At 45.8% G+C, this 12,536-nt stretch carries 11 protein-coding genes; 10 read left to right on the top strand and 1 reads right to left on the bottom strand.

What is annotated here, in order from left to right; translation table 11 throughout:
• On the bottom strand, nt 1-1,193 hold a 1,193-nt coding region (locus L2W36_RS26755; protein ID WP_236112007.1), incomplete at its 3' end, for a GAF domain-containing sensor histidine kinase.
• A 165-nt stretch (nt 1,194-1,358) separates the two neighbouring features.
• Between L2W36_RS26755 and L2W36_RS26760 the strand changes: the two genes are divergently transcribed.
• From L2W36_RS26760 to L2W36_RS26805, 10 genes are all read left to right on the top strand, one after another.
• Nucleotides 1,359-2,900 carry an arylsulfatase gene (locus L2W36_RS26760; protein WP_006070884.1) on the top strand — a complete coding sequence of 514 codons (1,542 nt, stop codon included), beginning with the start codon at nt 1,359-1,361 and terminating at the stop codon, nt 2,898-2,900.
• 204 nt (nt 2,901-3,104) lie between these two features.
• On the top strand, nt 3,105-4,064 hold the full coding sequence (locus tag L2W36_RS26765; protein WP_236112008.1) for an AAA family ATPase: 960 nt from the start codon (nt 3,105-3,107) through the stop codon (nt 4,062-4,064).
• 16 nt (nt 4,065-4,080) lie between these two features.
• A complete protein-coding gene (locus L2W36_RS26770) occupies nt 4,081-4,992 on the top strand; it encodes a DUF58 domain-containing protein (RefSeq protein ID WP_006070881.1) in 912 nt (303 codons plus the stop codon).
• A gap of 6 nt (nt 4,993-4,998) precedes the next feature.
• Nucleotides 4,999-5,475 carry a DUF4381 domain-containing protein gene (locus L2W36_RS26775; protein WP_236112009.1) on the top strand — a complete coding sequence of 159 codons (477 nt, stop codon included), beginning with the start codon at nt 4,999-5,001 and terminating at the stop codon, nt 5,473-5,475.
• Nucleotides 5,469-6,464, top strand: coding sequence for a VWA domain-containing protein (locus tag L2W36_RS26780; RefSeq protein ID WP_236112010.1), 996 nt, complete (start codon nt 5,469-5,471; stop codon nt 6,462-6,464). Before L2W36_RS26775 ends, L2W36_RS26780 begins: the two co-directional genes overlap by 7 nt.
• Complete coding sequence (locus L2W36_RS26785; protein WP_236112011.1) at nt 6,457-8,007, top strand: vWA domain-containing protein; 1,551 nt, start codon at nt 6,457-6,459, stop codon at nt 8,005-8,007. The genes L2W36_RS26780 and L2W36_RS26785 overlap by 8 nt, the downstream gene beginning before the upstream one ends.
• Nucleotides 8,004-9,365 (top strand): BatD family protein, encoded by a 1,362-nt coding sequence (locus tag L2W36_RS26790; RefSeq protein WP_236112012.1) that lies wholly within the window; start codon nt 8,004-8,006, stop codon nt 9,363-9,365. The genes L2W36_RS26785 and L2W36_RS26790 overlap by 4 nt, the downstream gene beginning before the upstream one ends.
• A 76-nt stretch (nt 9,366-9,441) precedes the next feature.
• Nucleotides 9,442-9,816, top strand: coding sequence for a hypothetical protein (locus L2W36_RS26795; RefSeq protein ID WP_006070872.1), 375 nt, complete (start codon nt 9,442-9,444; stop codon nt 9,814-9,816).
• Between the two features lie 113 nt (nt 9,817-9,929).
• Nucleotides 9,930-10,658 carry a glycosyltransferase family 2 protein gene (locus L2W36_RS26800; protein WP_236112013.1) on the top strand — a complete coding sequence of 243 codons (729 nt, stop codon included), beginning with the start codon at nt 9,930-9,932 and terminating at the stop codon, nt 10,656-10,658.
• A 54-nt stretch (nt 10,659-10,712) separates the two neighbouring features.
• Entirely contained in the window at nt 10,713-12,005 is a 1,293-nt protein-coding gene (locus tag L2W36_RS26805; RefSeq protein ID WP_236112014.1) for an LssY C-terminal domain-containing protein, read from the top strand.
• Nucleotides 12,006-12,536 lie beyond the last annotated feature (531 nt).

The following is a 12,536-nucleotide window of genomic DNA, read 5'->3' on the forward strand; positions in this document are numbered from 1 at the left end:
CAGGAACTGTGAGCCTGTTGGCGAAGTCCACCTAAATCCAGAAAGAGAAGCTGCTTAATAAGCAAGCAAATGATGACAACTACCTTGAAAAACGCCGTTACTGTGCCACCTATGATTTCCCCTCTTTCAACCATCGACTGCAGCCCTAAAGAAGGGGCGTTCATGTCTACTCCTAGAGGCAAAAAACCAACGCCGTCATCTTCAATAACAAGCTCTATCCCTTGATCGAACTTTCGCAAAGTGACATTGATATTCTGGGCACTGGCGTGTTTGACCACATTTGACAATGACTCTTGGATAATACGATAGATATGCAACGCCGTGTCATCATCAAATTCGATATTCCTATCCAAGCGAATTTCCGCAATTAGGTCACTACGGGACGCCACTTGTTTAATATGGGATTCAATGGCGGTATGCAATCCAACACGTTCTATAACTACTGGATGCAGATGCCTCGAGAGTTGCTGGATGTCACGGGTTATCTCTGCCAGACCCTTAGCGCATTTTGCTATCACTTGTCCAGATTGAGCATCACACATACTAGCAGCCAAACCCATTTCTATTCCTAAGGAAGCCAATCGCTGGCTAAAATCATCGTGCAGATCTCGCGCTATATTACGACGCTCTCGTTCTCGTTCACCAATAATTCGACGGTTACGGGCAGCAATTTCCTGCTGGCTACGTTTTAGCTGCTCATAATGATTTACGCGAGCAATACTCGACGCAATAATATTACCAAGCAATGTCGAAGAATGGATGAAGTCATCATCAAAGCGAGTTTCGGAGACAAAGTTGGCACATGCCAATAGCCCCCACGGTTTTCCCATAGCACTAATAGGCACCAAAACATGCCTCAACGGAGTCTCAGGTTGAAGCTTATCCGCAAGTGCAAGCAAATTGGGTGAAGAGTCGCTACACACCACCTCCCCTTTCTCTATCAGAGAGCGATACTCTAAAACGACAGAGGCAGGTATTTCCTTTTGCACAGACGGTATACCTTTACCAAGAGATTCATAGTGTCGCCAGTTCTCGACAATAGCATGATCCAACGGCAAACATGACATCCTATCAACACCTAAACATTGCCGACACTCGTCAAGTACATCAATAATCACTTCGTCCATTTCCGCCGTTGGTGAGTCCAACAACTTAGTAGAAATAGAAATGAGTACGTCCTTAATTTGATCCAATAATTCAGCCTCTTAGCCTAAGCGTGCTCTGTAATCAGTGTACTACTGAGTCAGCCACTTTGGATACATTTCCCTCTCACAATCGTCACACTGTTAGGAAATATCCTAGTTCTATTGTCGTAAGTTCCACCAGATACTGTGCGGGTCTTATCTCAGGAGCCACTTATGAAAAACTTTTCTAAAAGCTTAGTAAGTAAATCAATTCTTGGCGTTGCTGCCGCAGCCACACTTGGTGTCGCCCCAGCAATAGCGAAAAATACATCTGAAAAGCCTAACATCCTCGTTATCATGGCAGACGATATCGGTTGGTCAAATACCTCTGCTTATAATATGGGAATGATGGGCTACAAAACCCCGAATATTGACCGCATCGCAAACGAAGGGATGCTATTCACCGATCACTATGGCCAACCAAGTTCTACTGCCGGTCGAGCAGCTTTCTTAACCGGACAGTTGCCGATTCGAACAGGCCTACTCAATGTTGGCTTACCAGGCTCACCCGTTGGTATTCATCCTGAAGACCCAACGCTTGCAGAGGTGTTAAAAGAACAGGGTTATTTCAACGTCCAGTTGGGTAAAAACCACCTCGGCGACCAAGAACACATGATGCCACATCGTCGTGGTTTCGACTTTTTCTATGGCAATCTGTATCACCTTAATGCAGAAGAAGAACCAGAGAATGAAGATTACCCTCAAGACCCTGCGTTCCTTGAGCGATTTGGACCACGCGGAATTGTTACGGGTACGCCCGATGGCCCAACAGAGTCTGCAGGCCCTCTAACTCGTAAACGCATGGAAACCATTGACCGCGAGCTGACCGATATGGCTCTCGATTACCTCGATGATTTTGCCAAAACCGACGATCCATTCTTCATGTGGTACAACCCATCAAGAATGCACGTTTGGACTCATCTAAGCGAGGAGTGGAAAGGCAAAACTGGCTATGGTCTTTATGCCGACGGCATGGCTGAGTTGGACCACTATGTAGGTCAAATCCTTGATAAATTAGAAGAAACCGGCCAAAAAGACAACACCATTGTTATCTTTACGACGGATAATGGCGCAGAAAAAGTGACTTGGCCAGATGGTGGTAATACACCATTTAAGGGCGAAAAAGGTCTCACGACTGAAGGTGGTGTACGCGTGCCATTTATGGTTAGCTGGCCTGGTCATATCCCAGCAGGTAGCGTTAACAACGGAATTCAGTCTCATGAAGACTTGTTTACTACTCTAGCCACTATCGCAGGTGAAAAAGACGTTCAGGAAAACTTCAAGAAGAAGCACGATGTTTATATCGATGGCTATGACCATCGTGAGGCATGGTTTAAAAATACCGACACAACACGAAATGAAATATTCTACTTTGCTGAAACAGGCAACCTAGAGGCGGTTCGTGTTGGGAAAATTAAGGCACAGTTTATTGAACCATTGGAAGACAGCTGGTTTGCACCTCGAATGACCACCACATGGCCTGTGCTATACGACTTACGTACTGACCCGTACGAAGAAGCCCCGGAGCACTCTGGTATGTACATCAAGTGGATGGCAGAACGTATGTTTAACTTCGTTCCCGTTCAAGTTGAAGTGGCAGAACTGCTTCAGACATTCCACGAGTTCCCACTTCGTCAAGAACCAACATCGTTCAACCTTGAACGCGTTATTCAGACTTTGCCATACCGTCCAGATACCCAACAATCTGGTAACTAGTGTTTCGGCACCCATAATACTCATTGATAATCAAGGATGCACTTCAGTGCATCCTTTCTTTCTACGACAACGCTCTCTTCACCATCGTTAATTAGGAATAGTCCTAGTGACCTCGTTTCTTCAACTTAGATAAGCTAGCACCATCATATTTCGACCGCTTCTAAGTGGTTTCCATCCATTAAAGCAAATTACAGAGGTGGTTTAATGACGGTATCAACACAGAATTTCATTACGCTACAACAACAAATAAACCAACGTGTACTTGGTCAAGAGAAGTCCGTTGAACAGCTCACCATTGCCTTGCTTGCGGGTGGACATGTTTTACTTCAAGGCCTACCAGGACTCGCGAAAACTCGCAGTGCGAGCGTCATGGCGGCACAACTCGACTCAACCTTGAATAGAATCCAATTTACTCCTGATATGTTGCCTGCGGATATCACCGGTAGTGAGCTCTATGACAGCCATACACAATCGCTCACCTTCAAAAAGGGGCCGGTTTTCTCTCATCTCGTTCTTGCCGATGAGATCAATCGTGCACCAGCAAAAGTCCAATCGGCCTTGCTTGAGGCCATGGCAGAATCACAGGTCTCTGTAGCTGGGACAACCCATTCTCTGCCTAGTTTATTTATGGTGCTCGCAACACAAAACCCTATTGAACAAGAAGGCACCTACCCGCTACCCGAAGCGCAGATGGATCGGTTCCTAATGCAAATCATCATCGACTACCCAGACAAGCAAGCTGAAAAGCGGATGCTCCAAATGCTACGTAGAGAGAATCTGTTAATTCAAGAAAGTGACTCAAAACTCAGTGTTGACCACGTTTTAAAAGCTCGATATCTCGTTGATCAAGTCCATGTTTCGGATCAGGTCGATCAATACATCGTTGATCTAGTAGACGCGACTCGATATCCAACACTCTACGACGTCGAATTAGCTCAGTGGATTGAACAAGGTGCAAGCCCGAGAGCATCAATCGCTCTCGACAAATGTGCACGTGCCCATGCTTGGTTGAAAGGCCAAGACCATGTCACACCTGATAATGTTCGTGCAGTTGCTCATTCCGTGCTTCGCCATCGACTTGTCATCACGTTTTCATCTCAACACCAAGGTGTGAACACCGAACACGTCGTAAACAAACTTCTAGACTGTGTGGCTTTTGCCTAGTCATGGAGGAAAATAGATGAGTGATTATCGAGTGTATCCTACCATCGAACGACTTAGTGAGCTCAGCCGCTTAGGTCGAACGTTATCATTGCATCCACCCTACCAACGTCTCACTCCATTGACAGGAAAGCACCGCAGCCAGCAGCGTGGTAGAGGATTGGACTTTATTGAACTACGGCATTATTACCAAGGTGATGATGTTCGCTGCATCGACTGGAAAGTGACGCAAAGAACTGGTCAACCTTACCTTCGTGTCTATTCTGAAGAGCGAGACAAAAACATCGCACTACTGGTAGATTTACGTACACGTATGTTTTTCGCTTCGGACGGAGCAATGAAGTCGGCAATCGCCAGTGAAATAGCGGCGATCATCGCGGGCTCCATCGTACAAGGTGGCGATCGTATGGGAGCACTCATCCTTACCGATAGTGGTATAGCGTCGCTGCCATTTCGAAGAGGAGAAAAAGCGTTGCTAGCACTCCTCAACGAGCTCGTTCTCTGCAATTCGCGACTCCCTGACTGGTCAGCACCTTCTTCTAAATATTCCTTGTATGATGGCTTAAGCCAACTAAGCGCAATGACTTTAAAAGAAAGCCAGTGTTTCATTATTAGCGATTTTAGTGACTACCAAGTAAATGAGAAACATTCGATCATTGATGCTCTCGCTAAACGTAATAGTTTAATCGGTCTTAGAATTTCAGACCCCTTAGAAATCAAATTTCCAGGACATAGCTTAGTCATTGGCAACACCGACCAACAGGTCGAGCTCAAGCAAAGCCGACCTCAAGCTCGAGAGAAGTTCGAGCATTACATTACCCAACATAGACAAGCGCTTAACGACCACTTCTTGCGTCACCAATTAGCCTTGCTAGATTTCACGACTCGTCAAGATGCTTGGCTCCAAATGCAAGCTAAAACAAAACAATAGGCTGTTATGATGAAGGCATCACAGGGCCAAATAGTTGAGTTTGGCAGTCACTTAATCCATCGAGCTGAGTGGATCACGCCACCCGATGCCGTATCGTGGTTTCCGCAAACCACGCTATGGAAGCTTGTGGCATTCTCATGTCTACTGCTCATCATTGGCTACGTTATTTATCGCATTCATCAATATCTATCGCGGGCTTACCTTCGAGATGCATGGACCTTATATCAAAATTACGCTTCTGAGAGAAAAATCAACAGAATCGCAACGCTTCTGAAGCGACTGGCTCATCAACATTGGCCGGAAGAATCAATCGGCACTATGAACACCGCTGAATTCGCTGAGTTTATAGCTCAACGAACCAATAACTGTCTCACATACGCTCAGGTCATCGAACTGGTGCAAACCAGCTATTGTCTTAAGCCCAATGTCAGCTCAACGACACTGGAGGCTGTCCATCGATGGTTTCAGGAGGTCACATGCTAACCTTCACCTACCCTTGGTTTGGTCTACTGGTTTTACTTCCCGTTATTATGCTTGCCACTCCTAAACATCTCACTAGACAAACGGCACTTCGCTTTAGTCATTTCGATAAGTTCATTGAAGTCACAGGATCGACGCCAAGGAGCGGAGCGGTAGTGATACGCCCTTCTTGGTGGCAGCGCTCACTAACCATGCTCACCTTTTTGGGTTTAGTATTGGCAGCAACGAAGCCTGTATGGGTTGGAGAGCCCATTGCTATAGAGAAAAGTGGTCGTGAAATGATGGTCGCCGTTGACCTCTCAGGTTCCATGGAGGCGAAAGACTTTGTTGACCAACAAGGCATCAATGTTCGACGTATTGATGGCGTAAAATTACTGCTTGAATCCTTTTTACAACAGAGAACCGGCGACCGTGTCGGCCTTATCGCCTTTGGTGATGATGCATACTTGCAAGCGCCCGTAACCGAAGACTTCGATACGCTCTCTTTGCTGTTGGAGCAAATGGACGTACGTATGGCGGGCGCAGGGACCGCGCTGGGAGATGCTATTGGTGTCGCAGTTAACCACTTTGAGCATTCCGAATCAAACAACAAAGTATTATTGCTGCTCACTGATGGTAAAGATACCACCAGCCAATTTCCCCCTGTCGATGCCGCTCATTTCGCAGGAGAGCGTGGTATTACGATTTATCCTATTGCAATTGGTGATGCTACCAACGTAGGTGAAGAAGCTATTGATCTGGAGATGTTAGCGCGTATCGCCAGCTACACTGGTGGACAAGTTTTTGAAGCTTTAGATGGTGACGCCTTAGCGGCGGTCTATCAAACGCTGAATGAGCTGGAGGCCTCTCTTTTTGAAAGTTATGTCATTCGCCCTAAATTCGAGGTCTATTTCTGGCCTCTTTTTTTCATAACCATCTTGAACTTACTGGCGTTGACGTTCGTCGCTACCCGCACCCTGCACCACACGAGAAAAGGAGTAAACAATGGCTGAGTTTCATTTTATTCGTCCTTGGTGCCTGTTGTTGATTGTCCCGATGTTCTGGGTCTTCTATGCCTTTCGCAAAGCACAGCAAACCAAGCATACACTGCCCATCGCTTCTCACCTGGCACCTCACCTTAATGCTGACGGGAAAGATAAGCATTGGTTTGCACCCAAACATTTGCTGCCTGGTATACTGACGTTGCTGATTGTCATTATTGCAGGTCCAACGTGGCAGCCAGAGCCAGACTCTCATGCTAAAAACCAATCGCCACTCTATTTTGTTATAGACCTATCAAACTCCATGAGTGAATCCGATCTAGCTCCTAGTCGATTGGAAAACAGTAAACTTAAGTTGGAACAGCTACTCTCCTATAAAACCGATGGCGCTGTTGGCGCTTACGTTTACGCTGGAAGTGCTCACCTACTTATTCCCACTACAGAAGACCGAGACGTTTTAGCGCTTTACCTACCTTCCCTATCTACACACTTAGTACCAAGACAAGGCAAAAACCTAGCGGCTGTTTTCGAACAATTGCAGCAATCTCACGATAGTAAAGATATACCTGCCAGTATCATTGTCGTTACCGATGGACTAGATAACAGTAGCATTCATGCTTTAAACCAATATACCGACCTCCATCAAGACCAGATTTTAGTATGGAAATTTGGTTATCAAGAGACATTGACACCACCACGTGATGTTCGTTTTTTACAAAACACGCCTGATGATAGCGATATTGCTAGTATCCAACGCTGGATAGATAGCTTTAGCTACTTTGACCCTCAAGATGAAGATATTCAGTGGCAAGAAGCCGGGTTTTACCTAGTGTTCCCGACGTTAGTGCTAAGCTTACTTTGGTTCCGTCGAGGCTGGAGTATACGCTGGGTTCCAAGCATACTCATGGGAGCGGTTTATCTCGGAGCCATAATGCCGGCTGACAGTTATGCCGCAGATAACACATCACCAACCTGTGATTCATTGATGATGCGCTTATTGATGACCGAAGACCAACAAGGTCAGTGGTTCTATCGCCAAGGTAACTACGCTTGCGCGGCTAAAGCCTTCGTCGAACCCCAATGGAAGATCCAAGCTTTGATGAAAAATGAGCAGTGGGAGTGGGCGCTCACCATGCTTAATCAGCAACCAGATTCGGTTTCCAAACGCTTCAATACGGCGATGAGTTTTCTACACATTCAACGCTTTCGTTCGGCAGAGCATTGGTTTAACAGGGTGTTGGAACTGAATCCAGAGCACACGCAAGCCCAGCAAAACCTCAAACTCCTTGAAGAGATATTTGATTTGATGGCTGACCGGGCTCAAGGGCAAGGTACTGCAGGTGAAGACATGACAGCCGACGTAATTTCCAGCCTCGAAGAAGATATGGGTATCGATGAGCCAGAAGAGCGCTCTGACTTCATCAACAGCGCTGATCTCATGGCTGAAGAACACCTAACCAAAATTTGGTTAGAACAGGTCAAATCGAATCCTGAAGTTTTTCTAAGAAATAAGTTCGCTATCCAACTACAAAAACAAACGGAGGTAGCGCAATGAACGCCTTCCTTGTAAGCAATTTGACATTAAATCGACATACGAAACACAAACTTTTCATTTCTATTTTAAGTGCGATTTTGTGCATCCTTCCACTGTCATCACTTCAAGCCTCAACATCGGTCTATGACCCGCTCACCTCACTGCAAGACATAGATAACGCTGAGCGTGCACGAGGTTGGCAAGCAAACTGGCGACTGAGTAATACCGAACTAACTGAACGAACCCGCCACACTCTATACCTTGAAGTTTCGCACTACGCCCCTATCGACCAAGTGATTCATGTTGAGCATGTTGCGGAGCGCGATCTCCTTTTTGAGCAAATTTCAAACTTTTGGCAATATGGCCGAACTCAGTTAAACGGGCGAACACTGGCCACGGCAACGCTAAAGTTCGATCTGTACCCCACTCGTGCAGGGAATTACATTCTGCCATCCGTCGAGTTGCGCGTAGGCAGTGGAGAGTCCTCTTTTACCTTTCGTTCACAGCCTTTGACTGTTGATGTATTAGCTTTACCCGTTGCCAGCCGCGGCAAACTTGTCGCACCAAATGTTACTATCGCTCAGAGCGTTTCAGATAATACTCTCACCGCAGGAGGCGCACTCACTCGGACTATTTCGGTAGATGTGGACGACTTACCCGGACACTATATCGCCGAATTACCGTTTATCACACAAGTAGAAGGGGTTGAGGTTCGAACTGGCAATACACGCACTCGCAGCGACGCGTTTCGCGGCAACCTTATCGGCACCAGAACAACCGACATTCACTATCGCTTCCCTATGGCTGGCGACTTCACACTGCCAGCGATGACCTTTGATTGGTGGGATACACAAACGAATATGCTAAAGCACATAGAATTAGCGCCGATTCAAGTTACCGTCACCCCAGCACCTCCGCTCCCTTGGGCTCAGCGTGTTGATATCGCTATAGGTAATCTAAAACAGGCCCTGTTGGCACACCGCCACACCCTAGTCATTGTGTTACTCGCCCTTGCGGCTGTTGCTCGTACGAGGTCGACGCTACAACGTCACTTAAATCAATTAAAACAGCGCATTGTCGCCATCCAACACCATGCTTATTGCCAGCAAATTAAAACTATCATCCGAATCATGGTCTATCCACAAAAGAAGTTAAGCACTTACCTTTACCGCTATTTTGCAGAAATTGGGGTTTATGATCTTGTCCATCACCAAGCATTACAAGCTGCTATCTATCATTCTCAGCAAGGCGAACTCCGATTTAAACGATGTATACTGGCAAGAAAGATGCTCCGCCACCTTAAAAGCCAAACCCTTTCTCGCTATCGATTGCGAGAACTCAATACGTCCTCAGCCCCAAAAGTACCACCTATTAACTAGGGAGCTTCCTAGTTAATGGCAACCATAAATGCAGGTACTATGGCAGCGATAAGTGTTAATGAATGGGTAAGATCTAATGAAAATTCTCAACATATTGGTAATGAGTAGCGCTCTTCTTACAGCTAACCTGAGTTACGCCAGCGAAGCAACAAAGCCTACTACCACCTCTAGTGCAGCGCCGATAGTCATAACTGGTGATCACATTCAGCCGCTATCTGACACACACTGGCGAATCAAGGTTTCTTACTCTGAGGCCGTTAAAGTTCGTTGTGTCGCTTTCTCAGATAACGATGAAGCCATTGCGATTGATTCAATCGCTGTGATCCCTCCCTACTCCGTCTCCAATATGTATACACGAAAAGATGATCCAAAAATCCAAAAAGTGACCTGTTGGATTACTTCTACGCGAGAAGAAGATTTAGCCCAAGACTATATCAAGCACAGAGCCTAGTAACCCTTAACAGTTACTAGGTTATCATTAACTGAATATGAACCTACTGCTCAGTAATGGTTAAGCCTCCTCTCTGCATAATCCAATCATCAACACATAGAAAGGATTGGATTATGAAACCTCTTAGCATCGTCATTATCACTCTCAATGAAGAGAAACGCATCGCTCGCCTACTAAGCGACTTAAGCTGTCAAACTTACCAAGGTTTCGAAGTCATTGTCGTCGATTCCAACAGCGACGACCTTACCTGTGAGGTCGCACAAAAATACCATCAAGCACTACCTGCCCTAACCATTCACAAAATGGAGCAGCGCGGAGTGAGCTTAGGCCGCAATACGGGTGCCAACCTTGCCCAAAACGAACGTTTACTCTTTCTAGACGCCGATGTCCGTCTTGATAAGGACTTCCTAGATAAAGCAACGGCAAAACTTGAAGATGAAAAACTGGAAGTGGCTGGTGTTTACATGGGTTCACGTAATCTCGCGCCTGCTTATAAAGCCGGTTACGGACTATTTAACGCAGGCTTGTTTACCACACAGTTCTTTTTCCCAACCGCCGTGGGTGCATGTATTTTCTCTACCAAACGTGCTCATGAGGAAATCGGCGGATTTGATGAAAGTATCGTGCTATGCGAAGACTGTAACTACGTCAAAAAAGCCGCTAAGACATGGCGCTTTAGATTCTTACCGCTGAGCTTCCAGTTTGACCCACGCCGTCTTGAGCAAGATGGTTTCTTCAAAATGGGATTCACTTATTTCAAAGCCAATGTTCGCCGATTTTTCTTTGGCGAAATGCGCAACAACGAGATGGAATACAAGTTCGGTCACTACCAACAGCAGTAACCAATCATACAAATCCAATCAAAACGACAAAAACTAAGGACGTAAGGAATCGTTATGTTTGAGACATTGGGACTGTTTCTCGGCTCTTTCTTTGACGCAGTCATTGGCCCTAACCTCGTGGTTCCGGGAGAACCCTTTATGATTGCCGCGGGATATCAACTTTATAGCGGTGGATATCTCGCTGTTATCGCAGTACTAATTGGCGGCTTGCTCGGTGATCAACTGAGCTTCTTCATCGGTCGTCATTACGGTTTTAGCGCACAAAAGAAGCTCCTCCGCTGGCAACCAAAAATACGCAGACCGCTAGCTCGATGCCGCCTTCTTATGAACCGCAATTCATTCTGGGTGATTGCCTTTGCAAGGCTACTAGGCCCTATCGCTTGGGTTGTGCCATTTATGGCAGGGACCAACCATATTCGTTGGCGTAAATTTTCTCTGTATGCCTTGATAGGTTTATTGTTGGGTGTGGGGCAATTTGTTGTTTGGGGCTACCTGTTAGCCGCTGGTGTGGACAATGTGCCAGTGTTAGGTGAGATGGCGACCTTCATCTCAGAACACAAATACACGTTAGGACTAAGCATAACGTCCTTAGCTCTATTCTATTTTGGTCTTAAAAAGCAGTGGCGTTATGCTTGGCTAAAAGCGAGCAGCTTTCTGCTAGTAGGCATGTTAGCACTCAACTACTCGCACTTTTTTTGGTTCAGCGACGATACCGTCGTCACCACCACTACCGACACTCAAAATAAAGTGGTTGATGTCAAAGGACTCAACTTTAAGGTTTTCGCGGGTCAGTCGTCGATATACTCAGCTCAAGCAGTAAACGTGGTCTATTTGGGTGAAACTCCCAAGAACCTAATGAAGCAGCTAGGGTGGATTGAAAATAAAACATTCTCGCGCAGCGAACTTGAATTCTCCGACTACGTCAATTTGCTGAAAACTAAAACACCACCGGTCTCCGATTTGATGTGGAACGGGCAGCCACAAGATCTTGCGTTTCAATTACCGGGAACGCTAACTAAGCGCTCGCATATTCGCTGGTGGAATGCGGGTATAGACAAGCAAACTCGAGAAACAGTATGGGTGGGTGCACTTAGCTATGATAACGGCCTAACAATCACGCCATATGGCGGTATTATCACCATCTTGCACAGCGTGGCTCCTGACGTCGACTCCGAGCGTGACAAGCTCAAGCAAGATGTATTTCGACTAAACGCTCAATGGAATGCTGAGAATCTTAAGCTTGCTACTGTGACAGCAAAAAACGACAGTCACGATTATTATACCGATGGCAAAGTGCTTGTTGTGTCTCAACAAATGCCTGTTGAGAGTTTTACGAATGTCTTTTAATGTGCAGGGAATACACCGCAAACTATTAGTTCTTCTAAGTCACTCTAAAACCTTCAATTAGGGCATCAGATTTAAGTACGTCTTTTGCCCAATCTCTTCAGGGTTACGTCATTCCTGCGGAAGCAGGAATCTAATTACAATGTTCGCATCATTTCATTAAATGTCGTTCGTCTTTACCCCTTCTTGTGCTTCACATCTACCCCCTAATATTCGTCATTCCTGTAAAAAGGGAATCTCCAACAGCGCGTCGTAAATCCAACCTATATAACTTACTCTTTCATTTAGAGTGTTCTACGCACTTCAGGAGACTTTCATTTTCACAGAAATGAAAGTCTCATTGATATCCCTTAAAAACTTAGCTCATTTCAACAAGCATACTTTATCCGTGAATTAAGCAACAAAGCTCGTACAGCAATGAAATAGTTATGTTTATCGGCGTTTTTCAAGGTAGTTGTCATCATTTGCTTGCTTATTAAGCAGCTTCTCTTTCTGGATTTAGGTGGACTTCGCCAACAGGCTCACAGTTCCTGA

It is taken from the genome of Vibrio sp. McD22-P3 (assembly GCF_021568915.1).
Lineage (GTDB): Bacteria > Pseudomonadota > Gammaproteobacteria > Enterobacterales > Vibrionaceae > Vibrio > Vibrio mediterranei.

Coding starts and splice junctions, on each gene's coding strand:
- L2W36_RS26760 (WP_006070884.1), top strand. CDS start 1,359: ATGAAAAACTTTTCTAAAAGCTTAGTAAGTAAATCAATTCTTGGCGTT.
- L2W36_RS26765 (WP_236112008.1), top strand. CDS start 3,105: ATGACGGTATCAACACAGAATTTCATTACGCTACAACAACAAATAAAC.
- L2W36_RS26770 (WP_006070881.1), top strand. CDS start 4,081: ATGAGTGATTATCGAGTGTATCCTACCATCGAACGACTTAGTGAGCTC.
- L2W36_RS26775 (WP_236112009.1), top strand. CDS start 4,999: ATGATGAAGGCATCACAGGGCCAAATAGTTGAGTTTGGCAGTCACTTA.
- L2W36_RS26780 (WP_236112010.1), top strand. CDS start 5,469: ATGCTAACCTTCACCTACCCTTGGTTTGGTCTACTGGTTTTACTTCCC.
- L2W36_RS26785 (WP_236112011.1), top strand. CDS start 6,457: ATGGCTGAGTTTCATTTTATTCGTCCTTGGTGCCTGTTGTTGATTGTC.
- L2W36_RS26790 (WP_236112012.1), top strand. CDS start 8,004: ATGAACGCCTTCCTTGTAAGCAATTTGACATTAAATCGACATACGAAA.
- L2W36_RS26795 (WP_006070872.1), top strand. CDS start 9,442: ATGAAAATTCTCAACATATTGGTAATGAGTAGCGCTCTTCTTACAGCT.
- L2W36_RS26800 (WP_236112013.1), top strand. CDS start 9,930: ATGAAACCTCTTAGCATCGTCATTATCACTCTCAATGAAGAGAAACGC.
- L2W36_RS26805 (WP_236112014.1), top strand. CDS start 10,713: ATGTTTGAGACATTGGGACTGTTTCTCGGCTCTTTCTTTGACGCAGTC.